This window comes from Bradyrhizobium sp. R2.2-H, assembly GCF_004346455.1.
Classification (GTDB): domain Bacteria; phylum Pseudomonadota; class Alphaproteobacteria; order Rhizobiales; family Xanthobacteraceae; genus Bradyrhizobium; species Bradyrhizobium diversitatis.
This window is the reverse complement of record NZ_SMBR01000006.1, coordinates 337,692-361,376: the sequence shown is the minus strand read 5'-3', so window position 1 is coordinate 361,376 and position 23,685 is coordinate 337,692. Positions and strand designations below refer to the sequence as shown.

Genomic DNA, 23,685 nt, shown 5'->3' with positions numbered 1-23,685 from the left:
CTCCCGTCGGCGGCGCGCTAGACCTTCCGCATGATGCTCGAACGCCTGGATGGCTCACCCCCCGTAAAGCCCCAGCGATGGTGGCGGCGTCTGCTGCCGATCCGGACGATACAGGATCGGATTCTGCTGTGGGCTTGGGGTAGCCTTGTTCTGACCCTGCTGTCCTTCGCCTGTTCACTGCTTGGAGACAATTTTACGGCGATCGCTTTCGCTGCTTTTCTAGCCGCTTCGCTGACGCTCGTCGGCGCGATCATGGATATCACGGCCTTGAAGAAGACCAATGCCGAGCTGGAGCGGAGCGAGCAGCGATACCGCCAGCTGTTCAGCCGCATGCCTATCGCGTTCCGGCAGCTCGACGCCAGCAGGCTCGTCGCACTGTTCCGAAAATTGCGCGCCGAGGGCGTCAAGGATCTCGGCGCCTATTTCGACAGCCATCCCGAATTCCTTCGCACCTGCATGGATGCGCTCACGTTTCAGGAGGCCAACGAGCGAGCCATCCAGATGTTCGGGGGAGGCGTCGAAGGCTTCGTCGGACGTTCCATGGCGGACACCTGGAGGGAACGGCCCGATACGTTCCGCCGGGCGATGGAGTCCCGCTATCGCGGCGAGACGAATTTCGAGGAAGAGACCAAGATGGTCACGTGGGACGGTCGCATCGTCGACGTTCTCTTCACGACCGCGCGCGTCGGCCCTATCAATGATCTCGAAATAAGCCTGGTCGGCACGATCGACATCTCACAGCGTCTTCGCGCCCAGCAGAAGCTCCAGCAGGTACAGGCCGAGTTCGCGCATGCCGCCCGGGTCTCGATGCTCGGCGAGCTCACCGCATCGATCGCCCACGAAGTCAATCAGCCCCTCGCAGCCATCGCCACCAATGGCGCCGCCGGGCTGCGATGGCTGAACAGGCCCACTCCCGATATCGTCGAGATCCGCAAGACCATCGAAAACATCGTCGTAGATGCGCAGCGGGCGGCGAACATCGTGGCGCGCGTTCACGGAATGGCTTCGCGGAGGCCCCCCGAACAAGCATCCCTTTCGTTTGACGAAGTCATTCGCGAAGCGCTTCTCTTCCTCCGGCATGAGCTCGAATCGCGCGCGGTGACGATCGTGCACCGGCCCGACCCGAGTGCGCCGCAGGTGCACGGTGACCGCACCCAGCTCCAGCAAGTGATCGTCAATCTGGCCATCAACGCGATGCAGGCGATGACCCATGCCGGATATGACGATCGCCGGATCGTCATCAGCACGGTCACGTCCGACGCGTCGACGTTGTGCTGCTCCGTTGAGGACAACGGTCCCGGCATCGCCGCCGAACATGTCGATCGACTCTTCGACAGCTTCTTCACGACCAAGGAGACCGGGATGGGCATGGGACTGTCCATCTGCCGGTCGATCGTCGAAGCGCATGGAGGCCGGATCGGCGCGGAAGGCAATGGCGCGCATGGCGGAGCCCGTTTCTGGTTCACGCTGCCGGTCTCCGTCCGGGCGGATGCGCCGTGCTGCGATGCGTGACCGCAACGCGCCTGTCGCTGGCTCTATTCCCGGGCCGCAGCCGAGCGCACAAGGCGAATCGGAACACCCTTGTATGACGGCGTGAAGCTGAGGGGATCCCGGGCATAGAGCGGGACCAGCGGATTGGTTTCCGGATAGTACGCGGCGCAGCAGCCGGTCGGGAACGAATAGGCCACGACGCGGAAGTTGCGCACGATCCGCTCGGCGCCATCGGTCGATGCGGTTATCAGGTCGACGCGGTCGCCGTCGACCAATCCCCGCTTCTTCAGCTCATACTCGTTGAGGAAGACCACGTCGCGCTGGCCGAACACACCGCGGTAGCGGTCGGACATCGAGTAGAGCGTGGTGTTGTACTGGTCGTGGCTGCGTATGGTGGTGAGCCAGAGGAAATCGGCATCGCTCTGCGGGTCTTCGCCACACCCCGGAAACACCAGGAAGTTCGCCTTGCCCGACGGCGTCGCCCATATCCGCTCGCGCGCCGTCGAGGTGAGGTGGAAGCCGCCGGGAATGCGAATACGGGCATTGTAGCCCTGGAAGATCGGGAACACCGCCTCGATCGCATCGCGGATTCGGTCGTAGTCGGCAACGAAGCCGTCCCAATCGACCACCGTGCGTTCGCCCAGTGTCGCCTTGGCGACGCCGGCAATGATCGCAACCTCGCTACGGAGATGCTCCGATGCAGGCTTGTTGCGGCCGCCGGACGCATGCACCATCGACATGGAGTCCTCCACCGTGATCGATTGCGGCCCTGACGCCTGGATATCGATCTCGGTGCGTCCGAGGCATGGCAGGATCAGGGCGGCGCGGCCATGGATCAGGTGGCTGCGGTTGAGCTTGGTCGAGACGTGGACGGTGAGATCGAGCTTGCCGAGTGCCGCCTGCGTCGCCTGCCAGTCCGGAATGGCTGCGGCGAAATTGCCGCCCATCGCGAAGAAGGCTTTCACCTCGCCCCGGATCATGGCCTCCAGCGCGGTCACGACGTTGTGTCCCGGCGCGGCCGGCGGCTTGAAGCCGAAGCGCTGCTCGAGGCGCTCGAGGAAGTCCGCCTTGGGAACCTCTGTGATCCCCACGGTGCGATCGCCCTGCACGTTGGAATGGCCTCGAACCGGGCAGACGCCGGCGCCCTCGCGTCCGACATTGCCGCGCAACAGCGCGAGATTGGCGATCTGCTGCACGTTGTGCGCGCCGCGCCAGTGCTGGGTGATGCCCATGCCGTAGACGATGATGGCACGCTCGGCCTTCCTGTACGCGCCCGCGGCATATTCCATGTCCTCGCGCGTCAGGCCGGACTGACGTTCGATGTCGGGCCATTGCGTGCGCTTGAGATCGTCGATCAACGCCTCAACACCGACGGTGTGGCCGCGAATAAAGTCCCAGTCCAGGATCTCCGGCTGCTCGGCGGCGCGGGCGGCCTCGTCCGCCTCGACCAGGATCTTCATGATCCCTTTGAGGACAGCGACGTCGCCGCCGACCCGCACCTGGAAGAGCTTCGAGCTGATCGTCGTCGAGCTCAGCGTGATCATCTCGATCGGGCTCTGCGGCGCCTGAAAGCGCTCCAGCGCACGTTCGCGAAACGGGTTGAACGAGATGATCGATGCGCCGCGGCGCGCCGCATTGCGCAGGCTGGTCATCATCCGCGGGCTGTTGGTGCCCGGATTCTGACCGAAGATGAAGATGCAATCGGCCTTGTCGAAGTCCTCCAGCAGCACGGTGCCCTTGCCGACCCCGAGCGAGTACGGCAGGCCGACGCTGGTCGCCTCATGGCACATGTTCGAGCAGTCGGGGAAATTGTTGGTACCATATTCGCGCACGAAGAGCTGGTAGAGGAAAGCTGCTTCGTTCGAGGTCCGTCCGGAGGTGTAGAACTCCGCCATGTTCGGATCCGGCAGTGCCCTGAGCTCCCGTCCGATCATGTCGAACGCATCGCTCCATTCCACCGGGACATAGCGGTCGGATGCGGCATCATAGGCCATCGGATGCGTGAGCCGCCCGACCATTTCGAGATCATAATCATTCCAGCTGGCGAGCTCGGTGACGGTGTGCTCGGCGAAGAACTCTGGCGTGCAGCGCTTTGACGTTGCCTCCCAGGCGATCGCCTTGCCGCCGTTCTCGCAGAATTCGAACGACGACGTGTGCTTCGGATCGGGCCATGCGCAGCCGGGACAATCAAAGCCCTGCGGCTGATTCATCCGGCTCAGCGTCGCCGCGCCCTTCAGCGGCACCCGCTGCACCAGAAGCGCCTCGCTGAGCGCCTTGAGTGCGCCCCAGCCGCCGGCAGGCTCACGGTAGGGACGAACCGATTTCTTGGTCATCTCGATGTCTCTCGATCTTGCGCTTCTCCGGGTCAGTTAACGATCACGCGGGCAGAGCCGTCTTTTCAAAACGAAGCCGAATTTCTCAATTGCACACGGCCGAGCCCGGCCGGCTTGCCGCAACAGCCCGTGCATTCCGGCAAGAAGAGCGCCGTTCGCGGAAGCTGAAGCGGCAAGTGGAAACTAAACTGGACGGTTGGAGCCCCGTCGAAACAGAGGGCTTTGGACAATCCTCAGGAGCGACCCAACATGTTCTCACGACGTGATTTGCTGGCCATGTCCGCGGCAGGCGCCGCCATGGTCGGCACAAGTGCGCAGGCCGCAAGCTTCGGAAATCCGGACGAGCCACCGCAAGGGGCCGTGAACGCCAGGAGTCCGGGAAGCCTGACCGATCCCGGTCCGCAGAATCCCGCGTTGGCCAGGCAATTCCCATCGGTGCAGAGCCCACCCGCGACCGATGTCGGCGGCCTGCCGATGGATTGGGCCTCCTTCAATAATGCGCCGAAGCGCATCCAGAATGGCGGCTGGGCCCGTCAGGTCACCGTTGCGGATTTCGCCATCTCCAAGGAGATATCCGGCGTCAACATGCGGCTGTCCGCCGGCGGCATCCGCGAGCTGCATTGGCATCAGGCCGCCGAATGGGCGATCATGACCTACGGCACCTGCCGCATCACGGTGCTCGACACCCAGGGACGCCCCTATGTCGCCGACGTCAAAGCCGGCGACCTCTGGTATTTCCCGTCGGGCGCGCCTCATTCGCTGCAGGGATTGGGGCCCGACGGCTGCGAGTTCGTGATCTGCTTTGACGACGGCCACGCCAATGAGTTCAACACGCTGCTGGTGACGGATTGGCTCGCCCATACCCCGCCCGAGGTCCTGGCGAAGAATTTCGGCGTCCCGGCCGAGGCCTTCGCGAAGATCCCGCTGCACAATCTCTGGATCTTCCAGGGGACGGTGCCCGGCGATCTCGCCGCCGATCGCGCCGCAGTCGCCAGACACGCCGAAGCGCCGCCCTACCCCTTCGTCCACACGCTCGGCAGCTCGACCCCGGTCAAGGAGAGCTCTGCCGGAAGCATCCGCGTTGCCGACAGCAGCAACTTCAAGGTTTCCACGACCGTCGCCGCGGCACTGGTGACGATGCCGCCGGGAGCGGTCCGGGAAATGCACTGGCACCCGAACGCCGACGAGTGGCAGTACTACATCAAGGGCAAGGCGCGGATGACGGTGTTCGACACCGGTCCGAACGCGCTGACGACGGATTTCGCGGCCGGCGACATCGGCTATGTCCGGCGCAACCTGGGCCACTATGTCGAAAATGTCGGCGACACCGAGCTGCAGTTCGTCGGCGTGTTCCGTGCGCCGCGCTACGAGGAGGTCTCACTCACCAACTGGCTGACGCACACACCGCCCAAGCTCGTCGCCCAGCACTTCAACATTGACGAGAAGCTGATCGCGAAATGGCCGGACAACAGTCCCGGCGTCATGCCCAAGTCCTGAAGGAAGCCGTTCAACGAGAGCTCCTCAACGCGAAAGGCGCCGGCAACGGCGCCTTTCTTCTTGTCCGCTGTAGTTCCGCGGCAAGTTCGAGCCGTCTGGCCCTCAGTAGTGGTCGACGGCCTGGACAGACTTGCCGCGGAAGACGCGGTAGCCGACCGCGGCATAGAGCAGCATCAGCGGAAAGACGAACAGGCCGGCACCCCAGAACATGAACGCGAGACTTGCATGAGGCGCCGCAGCCTCGTCGATCGTCAGGACGAACGGGATCATATAGGGCCAGAAAGACAGGGCGAGCGTGCCGAACGCCGCCGCGAAGATCAGCGCGACCATGTGAAATGGCCAGTAATCGTCGTGGCGCAGGACACTCGTGGCGAGTACGGCAGCGGCACCGACCCCGATGAGCGGAAACAGGAACAGATAGGGCCGGTCGGTCCAACGCTGCAAAATCGGCAGATGTTCGGCAAGCGCATAGGCGAATACGACGATCAGGAACATCAGGACCCCGATCGCCAGCGGCGGGATCTGGCGCCGCGCGGCGTCCCGAACGAGACCATCGCACTTCCGCACCAGCCAGCAGGCGCCGAGCAGCGAATATCCGAAGCAGAGTCCAATCCCGCACAGGGCGGAAAAGGCGGTGAGCCAGCCGAACGTACCCCCGACGTAGTCGCCGTTGGAGAATTGAAGTCCTTCGACGAGGGCGCCCACCATCGCGCCCTGCATGAAGCTGGCAGCGAACGAGCCCGCGACGAAGCTGACGTCCCAAATCCAGCGCGAACGGAGCGCCTTGCTGCGAAACTCGAACGCAACGCCGCGGAGGATCAATCCGAGCAGCATCACGATGACAGGGATATAGAAGGCTGACATCACCGTGGCATATGCCAGCGGAAACGCGCCCCACATGATCACGCCGGCGACGACCAGCCAGGTCTCGTTGCCATCCCAGACCGGAGCAACCGTGTGCAGCATCGTCTCCCGCTTCGCCTCGCTACGTGCGAGGCCGCACAGCATCCCAACCCCGAGGTCGAAGCCATCCAGGAGGAGATAGATCAGGATGCTGGTGGCAAGAAGCGCAACCCAGAACGTAACCATGGCTATTCTCCCGCCTCGACGATTGTCGGCATTTTGTCGGCGAGCGACATCGGCCGGTTTGGCACGGGAACGTCCAGCGGTTTGCCACCGAGTCCCGCCGGTCCGGCGCGCAAGAGCCGATAGATGTAATAGGTTCCGAACGAGAAGATGAAGGCATAGACCGCGACGAAGAGGATCAGCGAAGCCGTGGCAGCCGACGCGGTCAGGAACGGCGTCCCGGCATCTGCCGTACGTAGCACGCCATAGACCGTCCATGGCTGGCGGCCGACCTCCGCTGTGTACCAGCCCGTGAGGATGGCGATCCAGGGCAATGGAAAGCTGAGGAAGATGCCCCACAGCAGCAAGCGGCTGCGCTCGAGCCGATGCTTGAGCCCGAGCCAGGTCCCGAGCCAGGCAAGCCCCAGCATCACGAAGCCACAGCCGACCATGATGCGAAAGGCAAAGAACGGGATTGCCACCGGCGGGCGGTCCTGCGGCGCGAAGCTGCTCAGGCCGATCTCCTTCGAGCTCAGGCTCATGCTCGCGATGATGCTGCCGAGCACCGGGATCGAGATCGCATATCTGTTCGATTCGGTGCTGGAGTCCGGGATCGCGATCAGCACCTCCGAAGCCGGTTGCTCGTCATGCCAGCGCGCTTCGATCGCGGCGAACTTGGCCGGCTGGTAATCGTGAACGTAGTCGCCGACGAGATGCCCGATGAACAGCTGGACTGGAAGCAACACGGCCGCGAGCGCGAGGCCCATGCGCAACATGACATGTGCCTCGGGCCGATAGGTCCGCCGCAGCACGTACCACGCGCCGGTCGCCGCCACGCAGAACGCGCCCGTCAGATAGGAGGCGAGCAACATGTGGGGAAACCTGACCCAGACCACCCGGTTGAAGATGATCTGCGCCCAATCATCTGGCACGAACTGGCCGTTCTGCAGGACATAGCCGGTCGGCACCTGCATCCAGCTGTTGTTGACCATGATCCAGAACGCCGACAGCGTGGTTCCGAGGGCGACCATCGCGGTCGAGAACAGATAGAACCAGGGCGGCACCCGAGGCCGTCCGAAGATGAGGATACCGAAGAAACCCGCCTCCAGCATGAAGGCGGTGAACGTCTCGTAGGCCAGCAGCGGGCCCTGGATCGGCCCCGACATCTTGGACAGCACGCTCCAGTTCGTTCCGAACTGGAACGCCATCACGACGCCGGACACGACGCCCATGCCGAAGGCGACGCCGAATATCTTGAGCCAGAACTCGAACAACGTCCGGTACACTGGCCTGCCGCTGTACTGGTGCATCGCTTCGAGCACGGTCAGCCAGGCGGCAAGCCCGATCGTGAACGCCGGGAAGATAATGTGGAACGAGATGGTGAAGGCAAACTGCAGCCTGGACAGGAGAAGCGCCGTCGGATCCATTGGGAAGCCTCCTCTCCAATCATGCCCGTGCCGGGGGCGCCGCCGCCTGCGCGGCCGGCAGCGGGATGTTGTCGACCTTGAGCACCTCCGCCGTCGCGGCACGAATCTGGCGACAGAAATCCGCGTCATCGATCAGCGATACGCCATAGGACGGGATGATCTGCTTCAGCTTCGGCAGCCAGGCGCTTGCCGTCAGCTCGCCGGCGAAGCATTTCTCCAGCACGCTGATGGCGATGAAGGCCGCGGTGGAGGCGCCCGGCGAGGCGCCGAGAAGGGCGACCAGCGAATGATCGTCCGCGCCGACGAGCTCAGTGCCGAATTCGAGCAGTCCGCCGCGCGTGACATCGGGCTTGATGATCTGGACGCGCTGGCCCGCCACCTGCAACCTCCAGTCCTTCGGGTCTGCCTTCGGGAAATACTCGTCGAGCGCCGCCAGACGGTGGCTCTCGGACTGCAGCACCTGTCCGACCAGGTACTCGGTCAGATCGAAATTGTCGCGCGCCACCGAAAGCAGCGGCTTGACGTTCGCGGGACGGATGGACTCGAAGAGGTCGAGCAGCGAGCCATGTTTGAGGAACTTGCTCGAGAAGCCGGCATAGGGGCCGAACAACAACGAGCGCTGGCCACCGATCACGCGCGTGTCGAGATGCGGCACCGACATCGGCGGCGAGCCGACCGCGGCCTTGCCGTAGACCTTGGCATGATGACGCCGGTTGATCTCCGGATCATCGCAGCGCAGCCAGATCCCGCTGACCGGGAAACCGCCATAACCGCGTCCTTCCGGAATCCCGGACTTCTCGAGCAGCGGCAGCGCACCGCCACCGGCACCGATGAAGACGAACTTCGCGCGGACGGACCGCGTCTCGCCGCTGTCGGCGTCGCGCACCTCGATGCGCCAGCGACCGTCCTGCTCGCGAGCGAGATCGGTGACACAGCTCTTGTAGTGCACGGCGCAGCCCGGCTGTCCGACGAGATGACGGACCAGAAGATGCGTCAGTGAGCCGTAGTCGACGTCGGTCCCCGTGATGATACGCGTTGCCGCCACGGGATCACCGCCGGTGCGGCCACCCATTACCAACGGCGCCCACTCGGCGATTTTCGTCGGATCCTCGCTGTATTCCATGCCCTCATAGCAATGATGGGCGGCCATCGCCTTGAATCTCTTCCTGAGGAAGGCGACGTTGTCGGCACCGTGCACGAAGCTCATATGCGGCACGGGATGAATGAAGGATCGCGGATCGGCGATCGCGCCACGCCCAACGAGATAGGACCAGAACTGTCGCGACAGGTCGAACTCGACATTGACTTGGAGCGCCTTCGAGATATCGACGCTGCCGTCGGGCCTCTCCGGCGTGTAGTTCATCTCGCAATTGGCCGCATGCCCGGTGCCCGCGTTGTTCCACGCGTCCGAGCTTTCGAGCGCACAATCCTCGAGGGCCTCGAGCATTTGGATCGTGAGGGAGGGCTCCAACTCCTTGAGAAGAACCCCAAGGGTCGCGCTCATGATGCCTGCGCCGATGAGGACGACGTCGCATTCGTGGTCGGAAGTTGCCTGCATGGCGCCTCTCTTCGTTCAGTTGGTGTTCGATGTTGTGCTCTGGATGGCCGATCAGGCCCGCTCGGGCTGCGGCGCCTTGGCACGGAACGGCACTTCTGCTCCCGGCCGCAGCACCACGTAGGCGCGGCGCCAGGACGAATCGTCCGTCAACTTCCAGCTGTGGCCCGATCCTGCGGTGTCTTCGGCCAGCAGGACATTGCCGGGATGAATGAGGAAGTGATGGCCATCACGCGTCTGGAAATCGAGCGTTCCACTCAACGTGATCACGAGTTGGCGGATCGGCGCGGTGTGCCAGGAGAAGGCGCCGCCCGACTCGGTCTCCTGGAAGGAGACGCTGACGGCATCGATCTTTCCGCTCAGGAAGTCGCCGCGCTGGCCGGGCTCCAGCTCGATGAAACCCTCCTCGAAATGCGAATTGGCGTCCTGTCCAGTCCACAGACGTACACAGCGGATCATTACTTCTCTCCCTTCAACCAGCCTTCGTACCAATCTTGATCTCGGCGACATAGGGTCTGACCATCTTCACGGGATCCACGATACGGTCAAATTCCGCCTCGGTGACGAAGCCGAGTTTCAGCGCTGCCGATTTCAGCGTGAGATCGTTCTCCATTGCGTAGTGCGCGATCTGTGACGCCCTGTCGTAACCGATGACTGGCGCCAGTGCAGTCACCAGCATCAAGGATCTCTCGACATATTCCTGGATCTTCTTGCGATTGGGCTGGGTGCCTTCGACCAGGAACGTGCGGAAGTTCGTGCAACCGTCGGCCAGGATAGTGATGGACTGCGCGATGTTGTGGATGATCAGTGGCTTGTAGACGTTCATTTCGAGATAGCCGCCGGCGCCGCCGAACCCGACGGCGACGTCGTTCGCCATCACCTGCACGGCGATCATCGTCAGCGCTTCCGCCTGTGTCGGATTGACCTTGCCCGGCATGATAGAGGAGCCGGGTTCGTTCTCGGGGATCAGCAATTCGGCAAACCCCGCACGCGGACCGCATGACATCAGGCGGATGTCGTTCGCGATCTTGTAGAGCGAGCCGGCCAGCGTCCGCAGCGTGCCGGACAGCTGCACCAGCGCGTCGTGCGCGCCCTGCACCGCGAACTTGTTCGGCGCGCTGACGAACGGCAGGCCCGTCAACTGTGCGATCTCGGCCGCAACGGCCTCCGCGAAGCCGGGCGCCGCGTTGATCCCGGTACCAACGGCCGTGCCACCGAGCGCAAGCCGGAAGACGCCCTTGAGCGCGTCGCCGATGCGCGTCAGATCGTCTGCGAGCATGCCGGCGTAACCGGACCACTCCTGCCCGAGCGTCAGCGGGGTGGCATCCTGCATGTGGGTGCGGCCAATCTTGACGATGCCGTCCCACTGGCTCGACTTTGCCGCGATCGCGTCATGCAGCGCTTCGACAGCAGGAACCAGGCGTTCCGTCACGTTCGTCGCCGCCGCGATGTACATGGCCGACGGGAAGCTGTCATTCGACGACTGCGACATGTTGACGTGATCGTTCGGATGAACCGGCAGCTTGCTGCCGAGCGGCGTGCCCGCGATCTGGCAGCACCGGTTCGAGATCACCTCGTTCACGTTCATGTTGAATTGCGTTCCGCTACCGGTCATCCAGACATGAAGCGGAAACATGTCGTGGTGCTGACCCGCGAGAATCTCGTCGCAGACGTGGATGATCAGCTCGTGAAGCTTGCCATCGAGACGACCGCCAGCGTAGTTGGCGTTCGCGGCCGCCTTCTTCAGGATCGCATAGGACTGGATCATCTCGCGCGGCATGAGGTCTCTGCCGATGCTGAAATGTTCGAGCGAACGTTGCGTCTGCGCGCCCCAGAGCTTGTCCGCGGGAACGGATACTTCGCCGAGGCTGTCTGTCTCTTTGCGGAGGTCGTTCATCCCTGGCCTCGTGGCGGTTGATCTCGTGAAGCGCCAGCCGGCGCGCTTAAATGATACGTTCCGCCCGGCAAGCCTGCTTTCGCGAACGAACGCCCCTTTGCCGATTGGCATGGCATAACGGAACACTCGCTCAACCGGAATCGCGGCGGATCCGGCTCTGCAAGCAGAGCAGCAAAGCGCATGCCGACAATGCGATCGGCACCGCAATACTGGCCGCTCCGAGCCGCGTCGTCGCATAGCCGCCGAGGGCTGCGCCACAAAGGAACGTCAGGCAGAGCACGAACATGGCCGCGCCACCACGCAAGGTGTCGCGATCCGAGGTCGAGACGAACTGATCGATAGCCCGCAACATGTTGCCGGTCACGGTGACGGAGAGATAGCTCCAGCGATCGACGCGCCTAAAGCTAGCAGACTGCAGCGCGATGCCAAAGGAGATAATGAGGATGGCGATCGGATCTGGGACCCGGTGCAACAGCAACATCGCTGCCGCGAGGCAGACGATATGCGCAGCGAGACAACGCAGCGGCGCCTGCATGCGGATCGCCACCCAGGCACCGAGAAGAAAGCCGACGATCGGCAGCAGATGGTGCGCCGCTTGCTGCCATCGCCCGGACAGGGCATCGATGCCAAGGAAGACGACATTGCCGGTCTGCGAGCTCGCGAACACACCGCCGAGCGAGAGCCAGGTGAAAGCGTCGAGGAATCCGCCGGACATGGTCAGCATGGATGCAACCAGGAGCGATCGCTCCGGCGCATGGGCTGTGACGCGTGGCTCCGCCCCCGGCGCCGCAGATGCGGCCTGCGTCGTCATATTGGTCGGCCCGCGAGGTCAACACCCGAGGCGCGGCGCGGCCTCGTCAGGCAGCAAAACGCGTCGCGGGTGTGTGAACACGCCGTATCCGTCATCGCGGGCAATCGCCACGAGCGTGATGCCCGCTTCCTTCGCAGTCTGGATGGCGAGCGCGGTCGGAGCGGATACGGCCACGACGACCGGCACGCCCATCATCGCCGCCTTCTGCACCATCTCGACCGAGACGCGGCTCGTCAGGAGCACGGCGCCCTCGCCGGCCGAATCGCCGTCGCGGAGGACCGCACCCGCGAGCTTGTCGAGGGCATTGTGCCGCCCAACGTCCTCCCTGACGGGACCGACGCCGGTGCGCGGCGTCCAGAAGGCCGCCGCATGAACGGATCGCGTGTGCTGATTCAATGTCTGGAGCGGAGACAGGGCCTGCATCGCGTACAGCAGATCCCGCGCGCGAAAGACCATGTTCTGCTCTTTCACCCGTGAGGGCGCACGTCGCGCCTGTTCAAGGCTTTCGATACCGCATAGCCCACACCCAACCGGACCGCTGATGGCACGGCGGCGCGCAGCCAGGGACGCCGAGCAGTCGCCATCGAGCCACATCCGCACCTCGACGCCCAGCTCGTTCGGAATCAGATCGATGCTCCTGATTTCGCCTCTTCGTCTCACGATGCCTTCGGTGAGGCTGAAGCCGATGCCGAAGTCCTCGAGATCGGCGGGCGTTCCCATCATCACGGCATGGGTCGAGCCGTTATAGGTGAGCGCGATGGCCGTCTCCTCGGCGATCAGCCGAGAGGTCGACTGCGTCTGGCCGCCCCGCCAGGCAATTTCCGAGTGCCGCGTGAAAGTCGATCCCGTCATCATGGCTCACACCGTCGCCGGCTGGGCCGAGTGGCGGGACGCCCGGCTCCTGAGCGCCAGCCCGAATGCAATGAAACCCCAGCCCTGGAAGATCAGGTCGACCACCAGCATCGCACCGAGCAGCCACAGGCCGATCGCGGGCCAAGCCGCCACCAGCATGACGCCGACACAGAACGTCAGAACACCGGCGGCGACGATCCAGCGCCAACCCGCAGCCGGTCGCATATGAAAACCTGCCCAGATCCGCATCACACCGGCGACGACGAGGAAGGCACACACCGCGAGAGACAGCGTGAACGAGGCTAGGGCCGGATCATAGAGGATGATGATCCCGGCCGCGCCGTAAACAATGCCCGCGAGCAGCCAGAACAGGAATCCCCGCATAGCGCGCACAGAGAAAGCATGCACAATCTGGAAGACGCCGGCGACAGTCATGGTGGCGCCAATGACCAGCACGGAGGCGAGACTGGCGGCCATCAGGTTTGCGGACGCAATGCCACCGAGGACCAATTCGCCTGCGCCCAGAGCAACGAACCAGCCCCATTTTCCGCTGATCGCGTGGATGGCTCTTCCAAGCGACGCCTTCGAGTTCGAGATATCTGCCATGGCTTGACCCTTGCACGCATGACCGCTCAATCGGTCATGAATGGGAGAAAGCGTACAAGCAGGCCCGCGCTCCATCTTTCGCAAAAACGGCGATATTGTTGATCTGCACGACGCGGAGCGTTGGCGCGGTGAGCTTGCGGAGCACGAACGGGAAGCTTCCCGTCGCCGCGCGTCGAGACCGCGCTAGGCCCGACGCGGGATCTCGACGACGGCTCTGGCCCCGTCGGGTCCGAAGCGGATATCCATCGTTCCATTCAGACGCGCAACGAGCATATCGACGATGGAACGGTCGAGCCCGGGACGGCCTTCGGCGGTTGTCCCATTGTCGATGATACAGCACATGACCGAATTTGCCGTTCCCCAGACTTCGAGCCGGATGGCGCCGGCTCCATCGAGGGAGAGGTGACGCGCCGAGGCGGTGATCAGTTCGAAGACGATCATGCCCAGCAGCCAGCAACGCTCGGAGCTTACCTTGAGCGGCTGGAGCAGGAGCGAAAGCGCGATGCCCTCATACTCGAGCCGTGAGCGGCTGATCGACCTGCACAGTTGCTGGAGATAGGAGGCCAGATCGATGGTCGTGGCGAACTGGGGCATCTGCAATGCGTGGTGGAGGCACACATGGCTTTCCAGTCGATCCTGCACGGAAGCGAGTATCGCTCTCGCCTCCGTGCCTTCGCAGCGACCGGCAGCCTCCGACAGCAACTCGATCACGGACACGAGCTCGCCCTCGATCTGATGGGCCAGCTCGCGCAGCAACATGCGCTCCGCGTTGGTGCCGCGATCCGGCGATAGCTCCGAGAGACTGCTCATCCTTCACACGCCTCCCGGCCGAACGGCTTGCCTTCTTACGAATTCGCACCGCTCCGCCCGGTCTCGTACAGGAACCAGATCCGCCGTTCCGTCTCGTCGATCCAGTTCTCCAGCAGGCTCGCGGTGGCGACATCCCCATATTCGTCGCAGAGCTCGTGGACCCGGCGCATTTCCCGTGTCAGCTGCTGATTGTCGCTGCGCAGCTCGGCCAGCATATCCTGCGGATCGACATAATCCGCGTCGTTGTCGAGAATGCGCTGCTCGCGGGCGATGTGACCGATCGATCGCAGCGTGGTGCCGCCGATCTTGCGCGCGCGCTCGGCGATATCGTCGGTCATGGCGAAGATCTGCTCGGCCTGCTCATCGAGCATGAGATGGTAGTCGCGAAAATGACTGCCGGATACGTGCCAATGGAAGTTCTTCGTCTTCATGTACAGCGCGAAAACGTCGGCCAGCAGCGCTCTCAGCGCGGCGGGAACGTCACGGTTCGCATTGGCTCCCAGATCCGTTGGGCTTTGCAGGTCTGCTTTGGTCATGGTTGGCTCCTTGTTGGAAAGTGGACAGTTTCTAGCCGGAGAACCGGCATCCGGTCTTTCCGTGCCGAAGCATCGTTCCCGGATTGCACGCCCACAGGCGCGCGGTGACTCATTCGGTCGGCTTCATCCGCTGCCGCTGCGGCAGAGGCGAGATCGTCGCGAACACGCCATCGCGACGGATCAGGGCGTGGAACAGCGCCGCTGCCAGATGCAGCAGTACGAGGGCGAAGAACGCGATACCGAGATAGACGTGGGCATTCCAAAGCAGCGTGTGCGCGTGGTCGCTCTGCGGCAGCAACGCCGGGATCCGAATCCCGCCATACAGGACAACCGGATAGGCCGCAGCCCAGAGCATGCCGAGACCTAGCAAGGGCATGACGATCATGAAGCCATAGAGCAAAAGATGCGACAATCGCGCTCCCAGCTTCATCGCCGGCGGAAGGTCGGCCGGCAATGGCGGTGCGCCGTAGTGAAGCCGCAACGCCAGCCTGACCAGGACGAGCACGAGCAGCGCAACGCCGAGCGTCTTGTGGATCAGGATGAGCGGCAGGTATTTCTGGGCCACCGTGGACACCATGCCGACACCGATGAAGAGCATGGCGATGATGCAGATCGCCATCAGCCAGTGCAGCAGCCGCTGGATCGGGGCGAAGCGTTGCGGGACATTGGTCATGGCTTGGCAACCTCGGTTCTCGGATAGTCGCCGGCTTCGGCTGCGCGAAGATCGTAGGATTTGCGGTAGACGGACGAGCGCGCCGCCGGGAACGGATCGTCCGACACCCGGACTCCCTGCGGCAGCACGGTCGGATCGAAGTTGATGTCGCGGCAGGGCCCATCCCGCTCGGGTTCAATTCGCTGCACGACCAGCGTTCCGACCTGGACCTTGCGCCGATTGTCCGGCCAGGCTTTGCTCGGATCAGCGGTCGGATCGCCCGGCTCGGCCACAGTGGTGACCATGGTCCACCGTTGCGGCGCGGACTTCACCCGAGTCGTGATCTCCTGCTCGAGAAAATCCGGGCCGCGCTTCTCAAGCTCCGCCTGCGCGATGGAAGCAGGCTCTGCCGTGGGCACCAGCGACCACCGCACGGTGTGCTCATCGCCCTTCGCGTTCATGAAGACGAAGCTGTTGAGACTGTTATACGAATCCTCCGCGTAGCTTCCGGTCCAGGGCGCCGCCTTGGCCCAGGCTGCGAAAGCGGCGAACTCCGGATTTGCGCTGATGAACGTCTTCATCGCCTCCGGATCCTTCTTGCCGGCCGCAACCAGCAGGTCGTGAAACGCGTCAGGCGTGGACACCGCAAAGAATGGCGGGTTGATCATGGCCATTCGCCACTCCTCTCCGTCCGCCGCCGATATCTGGAGCCCCATGCCGCGCACGCGCACGGTCGCATCCACCGCGTTCGGATCGGCCGTACCGAGATTGAAACGGCCCAGAACCGGATAGCGACCCTGCACGAACACCTTGGCGCGGGACAGCTCGACACCATTTCCGTTCGCTTCGAACGTGCCGGTGAAGCAGATTCCCTTGGCATGATTCCGCCGGTGCCCCAGCGGCGGGCCGCTCGGAGGCGTCAACGCTGCAATCATGCGATCCGGCGTAAGACGTCCCGGCGTGAGCCACCCCGCGGTATACGCAAAGGCGGCGGCGCTACCGCCGACCACTGCGGCAATCAGAACGAGCCATCCAAGGCTCGAACGCTCTACTCTACCTGGCTGATTCATCAAGTCCTCTCGCAACGCGGCGGCCGCCCGGCGCTCGAAAGCGCGCAGCCCTCCGCTTGATGACATGAGCGGAACTTAGCGGACCGCCGCAAGACCGATCTTCCCAAACGCACCGTCATTTTCGTGAAGGCACGTACTTTCTGGATGCCGTGAGGCTCTGCCCCGCCCAATCACGTGGGCTGCGCTGCCGCGTGCAATCCCGATACAAGCGCGCGGAATGGCAAGATCGCCACAATTCGTCATGGCATCCTGATCCGGCAACGAGGCGTCGAAACCGTCCGCGCACTCCTCCGTGACGGAGTCCTGAGCGGCGAGCGCGTTGCGGAACATTCCGGAGCACGGGGGATGCGGTGCTTGCTGAGGCCGCAATGTATCCGATCGGTGGATCGGATGACGCCCCCGGGGCATCCACCGCCGCTTGAACAGAGCCCACCACGCTCTGACGATGGAAGCGCCGTACCGGGTGAATTCTTTCCGGATGCGGTCCCGGAGAGCCCAATCCAGGCAACGACTCAGAAACGAGATGAACCTCATGGCTCGCAGTCCCGGCTGCTGCGTCTAGAACCGGGCACCGCGCGCGATTTGACCATCGCACGATGACGCGATCGATTCTGACATCGCTGACGGAATTCTGTTCGACGACGTACGGGGTATTCGTCGAAAGCCTGGGCTCCATGTCGTGCACTCGGCCATCTTCTCGCAACAGTGATGCACAATCACGGGCCTTGCGGACGAGGCTGCCTATATATCTCGACATAGAATACAATTCTGGAAACGCCGTCAGCCGAGCAGCGATCCCCACAAAGCGACTCTCCGCACGAGAAAGCAATGGAGACTCGCTATGAATGCATTCAAGATCCTGATCGCCTCGGTGCTGATCTCAGCTGCGACAGTGTCGTCGGCCTCCGCCGCCTGGTCCTTCGCCGACCAGGAGCCCGCAACCTTTGCCTCGATGTATCCCGACCGCGATGTGCTGAATGGTGGTGCGTTGACCCCGGCAGGACGAATGGGACTCGAGCGCCCCGGTGGCGCGGCTCCCGTGTTTGGCGCGGTTCAGGTTCGCAGCCACCACTGGCGCCGATGACAAGCCGAACGAGCAATCAAGTACAGCTACCAGATTCAGATGACCATCGTTCACGCCTCGAACGGAGTAGGACCGCGCGATGCGGCGTACCCGTGGCGTAGATGTACATGCATCTCTTCGTGCAACGACGAAAATGATCGTTCAATTGATACTGCCGATCCGGCGCAAGCATGCACATGTCTGATGCGCGAGCCGAGGCGTTCCCGGCGTCGCTTTGTCAAGGAGATGTACGATGACTACACTGAAGCTGTTCTCGGCCGGGTTGATCGCTGCGGCCATGGTTGCTTCCCCGGCGATGGCGCGTGAAGGCAAAACGAACACGCGACGGACGAATGTCGATGCCTACGCGTCGGCTCAACGTGTTCCGGTTATCTCCAAGCGCGGTTGCACGCGGGCGCCGGACGTCGGCGCCTATGCATCAGCCCCGTGGCGACGCCCGCCCTGCGAGCCCAAGTCCGGCTTTTGAGCGCACCAGCCGGACAACGCTGCCTCGGCAGAACGCAATTGCGCGTGCTGAACTGAAGCGTGTCGTTGCGCGTCTCGGGCCTTTTTGGTTTACGCGGAAAAGAGGAATGGCAGCTCCTCATGCTGTCATTCCTCCAATTCGATCGACAACTCTCGAGTCGTCCGCTCTGTCACCGCCGCTGCACGGGCGATGGAGGTGCCGACATCAGGAATGATTGCCGCCGCCCGGCAGAGCAGCGATGACGTTTCGGGTGACCATCCCTCTGTCGCGATGGCTGCGACATGGCGATAAGGCGATTGCCGCTGCACGGCTGCCCCTTCAGCACCCCGGCGGCAAGATCGGCGAAACTCCCGGCGTTGACGCCGCGCCTGACGCGTTGGCCGGCAGCACTGTTGCAGGAGATGCCAGATTCATCGTCATGCTTTCCGCACAGGTCGAGGTGTTGGGGCTGGGCGCGACGGCAGCACTAGGATCAATGCCCGTTCCGACATCGCCGCTGATAACGACCGGGATCGTACCCGGGGGCGGCCCGGCCTGTACTTGCGGGATCGAGAGCGGCAAACTCGCCGCGCTCGCCACCGTCCCACCCGGCGTTGAGCTGCACGCCACTGTCACCCCCGTCCCTGACGGCGCGGCCGCGGAAATTGTCCCGATCGAGCTCCCGTTTTGTCCCATGAGCGGTACGATTGGAGCCACATCCCCCACCGTCGGCGATCCCGTGCTCGATGCGGTTGGCATTGTTGGCACCGACGTCGGAGATATCGGAGACGTCGATGGTGGAGCACAGACGACGACCGTACCCGGCGTCGTCGGATCCGAGGCGAGCGGAACGGGTGCCAGCGTGGTATCGGGCGCGCCTTGCACGGTCGTTGCGGAGAACGGACCCGGGCTATTGAGCGGTGAGGTGACGATCGCGCCCGGTACAGTCGGCAGGCTCATCGCCGTGCTGCCGGTTGTTGCGACCTGGGCTTCGCCCGCGGAGCAGTCGAGCAGCAGGGCGGCGAGCGCTGCGCAAACAATCCGGATCATGTCTGGCTCCCCGCGCTCGCCTCATTCTTGCGAATGGTGACCTGGCTACCCTCCGCCAGATTGACCGCCGGATTGAGCACGACTTGCTCGCCAGGCTTCACGCCCTCGCGCACTTCGACCGACGTGCCGAAATCTCGCGCGATCGAGACCTTCTGCAAATGAACGGTGCCATTGCGCACGACTGCGACATGAAGGCCGTTCTGGTCGAAAACCAAAGCATCGGCGGGAATCGACATCGACGGCGTCTTGCGCGGGATCGACAGTTCGACCGTGCAGTAGATGCCGGGACTCAACGCGCCGTCGGGATTGGGCACGTCGATCTCGGTCAGCAGGGTCCGGCTTCCCGGCTGCAACGCGGTCGCGATGCGCGTGACCTTCCCTGGAAATACCCGGTCCGGGATCTCGGGAACGTGAATCTCGGCTTCGACCCCAGGCGCGACGCCGAAGGCCTCGTCCTGCGGCACGAACACTTGCGTTCGGATCACGTTCGAATGCATCAGCGTGAACATGAAGGTCGATCCCGCCTGAACGAGGCTGCCATTGTCCACGTTGCGTTGCGTGATCACACCGTCGAACGGTGCCACCACGCGCTGATAGGCCTTCTCCTGTTGAAGCACGCGAATCTGCGCTTCTTGCGCCGTGATGTTCGATTGGGCGACGCTCACGGCTGCCTGCTGGGCCCGCAAGGTAAGACGGTCGTTGTCGCCCTGCTGGGCCGTCAACCAGCCCTGCTTGACCAGATTGCTGTCCCGCGTATTGGTGACGTCGGCAAGCTCCCGGCTCGCCTGTGCCTGCTGCAACGCCGCCTGATTCTGCGCCAGCGTCGCTTGCGCCTGCGCGATCTGCTGGTCGAGTTCCGGCGCGGTGATCTCCGCCAGGAGATCGCCCTTCTTCACATGATCGCCGATATCGACGTAGCGCTTCTCGATGTAGCCGCTGGCCCGTGCGAAAATGTTCGCCGCCTCGAATGCCGTCGTCGTCGCCGGCAGGGTGACCTTCGTGATCTCGGGGCTGGCGCGGACCGTCGCCACCCGAACCTCCGGAACGGCGGTCCTGATCTGCTCTGCCGATACAGCCAGATCGCGTGCGGCCTGATAATGCCGCCAGCCGCCCACGCCGAGACCGCCGGCAAGGAGCAGGAACATGGCGCCGCCGAGCCATACGCCGCCGTAGCGGCGGCGTGGTCGCGCCTCCTTGCCGGGCAGTTCCACGATGCGGCCGCTTTCCGCATCGGGTCGATCATTCACGTCATGGCTGTTGGTCCGCACGCGAACATCGCTCATTCCGGTATCTCCTCGAACACGCCGTGGTGAGGCTTGCCGTCGTTGCGCTTGCGCAGCCAGGCGAAGAGATAGGGCACGATCAGCAATGTCGTCGGCGTTGCGAACAGCAGCCCCCCGATGACGGCACGGGCGAGCGCCGCGTTCTGCTCCTCGCCCGGGCCTCCGATCGCCATCGGGATCATGCCCACGATCATCGCGGCAGCCGTCATCAGCACGGGGCGGATTCGCGTGCGGCCCGCACTCAGCGCAGCCTCGAACGCGGTGTGGCCATTCAGTTGCGCGTCACGCGCGAAGGTCACGAGCAGGATGGAATTGGCCGATGCAACGCCGACGGCCATGATCGCGCCCATCAGCGAAGGCACGTTCAGGGTCGTCCCCGTGATGAACAGCATCGTCACGATACCGCATAAAGTCGCGGGCAGCGCCATGATGACGACAAAGGGGTCGCCGAAGTTCTGGTAGTTCACGACCATCAGCAGATAGACCAGGATGGCGGCAAACAGCAGTCCGATTCCGAGATCGCGGAACGATTGACGCATGCTCTGGATCTGCCCCAGAACCTCAATCGAATTTCCCGGCTGGAGCTGCTTCTGAAGCGTCGACGTGACCTTGTCGATATCGGCCGAGACGCTGCCGAGATCACGCCCCTGCACGCTCGCATAAACGTCATACACCGGCTGAACGTTCGCCTGGTTCAAATTGGTGGGTACAGTCCCGCGCTTGAAGGTCGCAACATTGCTGAGCAGCCCTGGCACCGTCTGTCCGCTTGCAGCCGACGAGGCCGACACCGGCGTGTTCTCCAGTGCGTTGAGCGAGTTTGCCCTGTACTCCGGCGTCTGGACGGCAAGATAATAAGGGATGCCCGACGTCGGGTCGGTCCAGAAATTCGGCGAGACCTGGGCAGACGAGCTGAGGCTGACATTGATGTTGGTTGCCACCGTGCTGGCATTGAGCCCCAGCTGTGCGGCCCTTGTGCGGTCGATGTCGGCGTAGAACGCGGGAGCGTCGACCTCCTGTTGAAGATGGGCGTCGACGACTCCCGGAATGGCCGCCAGGCTCTTTTGCAGCTCTTTTGCCACGGACAGGTTGTTGGCGCCGTAGCCGACGGTACGGACGTCGATTTGCGCCGGCAGGCCGAAATTCAGGATTTGGGTGACGATATCCGCCGCCTGGAAATAGAAGACGTCCTCGGGGAATGCCGCCGGCAAAACCTGGCGCAGCTTGCTGACGTAATCCGCAGTCGGCCTGTGGCCATCCTTGAGCGATATCAGGATCGTTCCGTCGTTCACTCCTATCGTCGATCCGTCGGTGAAGGCCAGATTGTAGGAACGCGCCGGCAAGCCGATATTGTCGACGATCAGCCCACGATCCCGGTCCGGAATGACTTCGCGGATCTTGTCCTCGACCGCCTGGAAAATGGCCTCGGTGCGCTCGATCCGGGTCCCGGCGGGCGCACGAACATGGAGCTGGATCTGACCGCCGTCGATCAGGGGATAGAAATCCCTGCCCACATAGACGAACATGACGGCCCCGAGCGCCAGCACCAGCACGGCAGCGATCGGCACGATGCTGCGGCTCCGGAGCAGGGTCGTCAGGAGTTCGGAATAGCCGTCGCGCAGACCCTCGAAGCCGCGCTCGAACGCGGCGGATGCGCGCGAAAACATGCCGGACGAGTTCGCGCCCTCGCCATGGCGCCGCTCCCCCTTCAGCAGCAGACCGATCGTGATCGGCGTGAGAGTCCGCGACAGCGCGTACGACGCCAGCATGGCAAACACCACCGCAAGGCCGAGTGGCGTGAAGAGGTATTGCGCCGGTCCTTCGAGGAATATGACCGAGGTAAAGACGCAGCTGATGGCGAGCGTAGAGACGAGCGTCGGTACGGCGATCTCGGCCGCACCGTGCAGCGTCGCTTCCGACAGCGGCATCCCCTCCTCGGTCCAGAGCCGATGCGTGTTCTCGATCGTCACCGTCGAATCGTCGACCAGAATGCCCACTGCGAGCGCCAGCCCACCCAGCGTCATCGTGTTGAGGGTCTCGCCGAGAAAATGGAGCACGATGAGCGAGGACAGCATCGCGAGCGGGATGGAGATCAGGACCACGAGCGTCGACCGCCACGATCCCAGAAATACCAGGATCATCAGCGCCGTGAGACCGGCCGCGATCGCTCCTTCGCGCAGCACACCATCGACGGAGTGGGTGACGAAGACCGATTGGTCGAACAATTCGCTGATCTTCAGCCCGGCCGGCGCCGACGCCCGAATCGACTTCAAGGCCTGCTTGACCCCGTTGACGACGGCAAGCGTCGAGGCGTTGCCATTCTTGATCACGCTGAGCAGAACCGAGCGGTGACCGTCCTCGCGCACGATATTCTGCTGGACCTGCGATCCGTCCCGAACCTGGGCGACATCCTTCAGCAGGATCGTCGCGCCGTTCGCGAACTTGACCGGGATCATGTTGAGATCCTTGATCGAGGCCGGCGTCGCGTTGGTTCGCACGGTGTACTGGGTATCGCCGATCTTCGCCGTTCCGGTCGGCAGCGTCAGGTTCTGGGTGTTCACCGCATTGACGATGTCGAGCGGCGTCAATCCGCGCGACGCGAGTTTGTTCGGGTCGATGTCGACCATGATCTGGCGATATTTTCCACCCGCAGGCGTCGGCAGCGTCACCCCCGGAACAGGCGCCAGTTGTTGCCGGATCCGATAGATGCCGAAGTCGTACAATTGCTGTTCGTTCAATTTGTTCGACTCGAGGCTGAGCTGCAGTACCGGCACGCTCGACGCATTGAACTGCACGATCACGGGCGGCTGAATGCCCGGCGGCATCAGGGCGCGGATGGCGTTCGTTGCCGATACGATCTGCGAGATCGCGAGATCGAGATTGACGTCCGGCTGGAAGTAGATCTTTTGAACCGACAGGCCATTGAGCGTCTGCGCTTCGATGTTCTTGATGCCGGTGACATTGGCGCTGATCGAATACTGGCTGTACGTGGAGACGCGCTGCTCCATCTCCGGCGTCGAGAGGCCGGTATAGCTCCAGATGACGGTGACGACGGGGATGCGGATCTCGGGAAAGATATCCGTCGGCATCGACCAGACCGAGATGCCTCCCAGGAACAGGATCAGGGCCGCGAGCACATAGAACGTGTGCGGAAACCGGAGCGCAAAGCGGACAATGCCCATGGAGACGACTACTTCGAGCAGGTTGCGGGAAATTTTCAGATG

20 protein-coding genes are annotated in these 23,685 nt (G+C 63.3%); 5 read left to right on the top strand and 15 right to left on the bottom strand.

The genetic code is table 11. The features are described 5' to 3' along the window. Window positions 1-30 precede the first annotated feature (30 nt). Window positions 31-1,512, top strand: a complete 1,482-nt coding sequence (locus EDE08_RS18405) for a sensor histidine kinase (protein ID WP_131869959.1) — start codon at window positions 31-33, stop codon at window positions 1,510-1,512. A gap of 23 nt (window positions 1,513-1,535) precedes the next feature. On the opposite strand, the gene EDE08_RS18400 is transcribed toward EDE08_RS18405, so the two are convergent. Further along, window positions 1,536-3,824 carry an FdhF/YdeP family oxidoreductase gene (locus EDE08_RS18400; RefSeq protein ID WP_131869960.1) on the bottom strand — a complete coding sequence of 763 codons (2,289 nt, stop codon included), beginning with the start codon at window positions 3,822-3,824 and terminating at the stop codon, window positions 1,536-1,538. A gap of 249 nt (window positions 3,825-4,073) precedes the next feature. Between EDE08_RS18400 and EDE08_RS18395 the strand changes: the two genes are divergently transcribed. Continuing rightward, complete coding sequence (locus EDE08_RS18395) at window positions 4,074-5,321, top strand: oxalate decarboxylase family bicupin (RefSeq protein WP_131869961.1); 1,248 nt, start codon at window positions 4,074-4,076, stop codon at window positions 5,319-5,321. Window positions 5,322-5,423: 102 nt separating this feature from the next. Here EDE08_RS18395 and cydB read toward each other — a convergent pair whose 3' ends face one another. The 12 genes from cydB to EDE08_RS18335 form a co-directional block, all read right to left on the bottom strand. Next, window positions 5,424-6,410, bottom strand: coding sequence for a cytochrome d ubiquinol oxidase subunit II (gene cydB, locus EDE08_RS18390; RefSeq protein WP_131869962.1), 987 nt, complete (start codon window positions 6,408-6,410; stop codon window positions 5,424-5,426). Window positions 6,411-6,412: 2 nt separating this feature from the next. Then, window positions 6,413-7,813, bottom strand: a complete 1,401-nt coding sequence (locus EDE08_RS18385) for a cytochrome ubiquinol oxidase subunit I (RefSeq protein WP_131869963.1) — start codon at window positions 7,811-7,813, stop codon at window positions 6,413-6,415. 19 nt (window positions 7,814-7,832) lie between these two features. Further along, window positions 7,833-9,371: a malate dehydrogenase (quinone) gene (mqo, locus tag EDE08_RS18380; RefSeq protein ID WP_131869964.1), complete on the bottom strand. Its 1,539-nt coding sequence runs from the start codon at window positions 9,369-9,371 to the stop codon at window positions 7,833-7,835. 51 nt (window positions 9,372-9,422) lie between these two features. Then, window positions 9,423-9,827 carry a cupin domain-containing protein gene (locus tag EDE08_RS18375; protein ID WP_131869965.1) on the bottom strand — a complete coding sequence of 135 codons (405 nt, stop codon included), beginning with the start codon at window positions 9,825-9,827 and terminating at the stop codon, window positions 9,423-9,425. Window positions 9,828-9,840: 13 nt separating this feature from the next. Beyond that, window positions 9,841-11,265, bottom strand: coding sequence for a class II fumarate hydratase (gene fumC, locus EDE08_RS18370; protein WP_131869966.1), 1,425 nt, complete (start codon window positions 11,263-11,265; stop codon window positions 9,841-9,843). Between the two features lie 130 nt (window positions 11,266-11,395). After that, on the bottom strand, window positions 11,396-11,989 hold the full coding sequence (locus EDE08_RS18365) for a YoaK family protein (RefSeq protein WP_245524818.1): 594 nt from the start codon (window positions 11,987-11,989) through the stop codon (window positions 11,396-11,398). 105 nt (window positions 11,990-12,094) lie between these two features. Continuing rightward, on the bottom strand, window positions 12,095-12,931 hold the full coding sequence (fdhD, locus tag EDE08_RS18360; protein WP_131869968.1) for a formate dehydrogenase accessory sulfurtransferase FdhD: 837 nt from the start codon (window positions 12,929-12,931) through the stop codon (window positions 12,095-12,097). Window positions 12,932-12,934: 3 nt separating this feature from the next. Continuing rightward, window positions 12,935-13,534, bottom strand: a complete 600-nt coding sequence (locus EDE08_RS18355) for an HdeD family acid-resistance protein (protein WP_131870241.1) — start codon at window positions 13,532-13,534, stop codon at window positions 12,935-12,937. A gap of 183 nt (window positions 13,535-13,717) precedes the next feature. Further along, a complete protein-coding gene (locus tag EDE08_RS18350; RefSeq protein ID WP_165936012.1) occupies window positions 13,718-14,293 on the bottom strand; it encodes a histidine kinase dimerization/phosphoacceptor domain -containing protein in 576 nt (191 codons plus the stop codon). An 86-nt stretch (window positions 14,294-14,379) separates the two neighbouring features. Then, a complete protein-coding gene (locus tag EDE08_RS18345; protein ID WP_028180084.1) occupies window positions 14,380-14,880 on the bottom strand; it encodes a Dps family protein in 501 nt (166 codons plus the stop codon). A gap of 109 nt (window positions 14,881-14,989) precedes the next feature. Continuing rightward, the gene (locus EDE08_RS18340) at window positions 14,990-15,553 is read right to left on the bottom strand and encodes a cytochrome b (RefSeq protein ID WP_131869970.1); all 564 of its coding nucleotides are present in this window, start codon (window positions 15,551-15,553) and stop codon (window positions 14,990-14,992) included. Next, the gene (locus tag EDE08_RS18335) at window positions 15,550-16,602 is read right to left on the bottom strand and encodes a catalase family peroxidase (protein ID WP_131869971.1); all 1,053 of its coding nucleotides are present in this window, start codon (window positions 16,600-16,602) and stop codon (window positions 15,550-15,552) included. The genes EDE08_RS18340 and EDE08_RS18335 overlap by 4 nt, the downstream gene beginning before the upstream one ends. Before the next feature lie 841 nt (window positions 16,603-17,443). On the opposite strand from EDE08_RS18335, the gene EDE08_RS18330 reads away from it, so the two are divergent. From EDE08_RS18330 to EDE08_RS18320, 3 genes are all read left to right on the top strand, one after another. After that, window positions 17,444-17,686, top strand: coding sequence for a hypothetical protein (locus EDE08_RS18330; protein ID WP_131869972.1), 243 nt, complete (start codon window positions 17,444-17,446; stop codon window positions 17,684-17,686). 232 nt (window positions 17,687-17,918) lie between these two features. Then, entirely contained in the window at window positions 17,919-18,152 is a 234-nt protein-coding gene (locus tag EDE08_RS18325) for a hypothetical protein (protein ID WP_131869973.1), read from the top strand. A 238-nt stretch (window positions 18,153-18,390) separates the two neighbouring features. After that, window positions 18,391-19,221 (top strand): hypothetical protein, encoded by an 831-nt coding sequence (locus EDE08_RS18320; RefSeq protein ID WP_245524817.1) that lies wholly within the window; start codon window positions 18,391-18,393, stop codon window positions 19,219-19,221. Here the strand turns inward: EDE08_RS18320 and EDE08_RS18315 are convergent. Together EDE08_RS18315 and EDE08_RS18310 are read right to left on the bottom strand one after the other, a co-directional pair. After that, a complete protein-coding gene (locus EDE08_RS18315; RefSeq protein WP_131869974.1) occupies window positions 19,178-20,464 on the bottom strand; it encodes an efflux RND transporter periplasmic adaptor subunit in 1,287 nt (428 codons plus the stop codon). The two genes, EDE08_RS18320 and EDE08_RS18315, sit on opposite strands and share 44 nt — an antisense overlap. Continuing rightward, window positions 20,461-23,643, bottom strand: coding sequence for an efflux RND transporter permease subunit (locus tag EDE08_RS18310; protein ID WP_131869975.1), 3,183 nt, complete (start codon window positions 23,641-23,643; stop codon window positions 20,461-20,463). Before EDE08_RS18310 ends, EDE08_RS18315 begins: the two co-directional genes overlap by 4 nt. Window positions 23,644-23,685 lie beyond the last annotated feature (42 nt).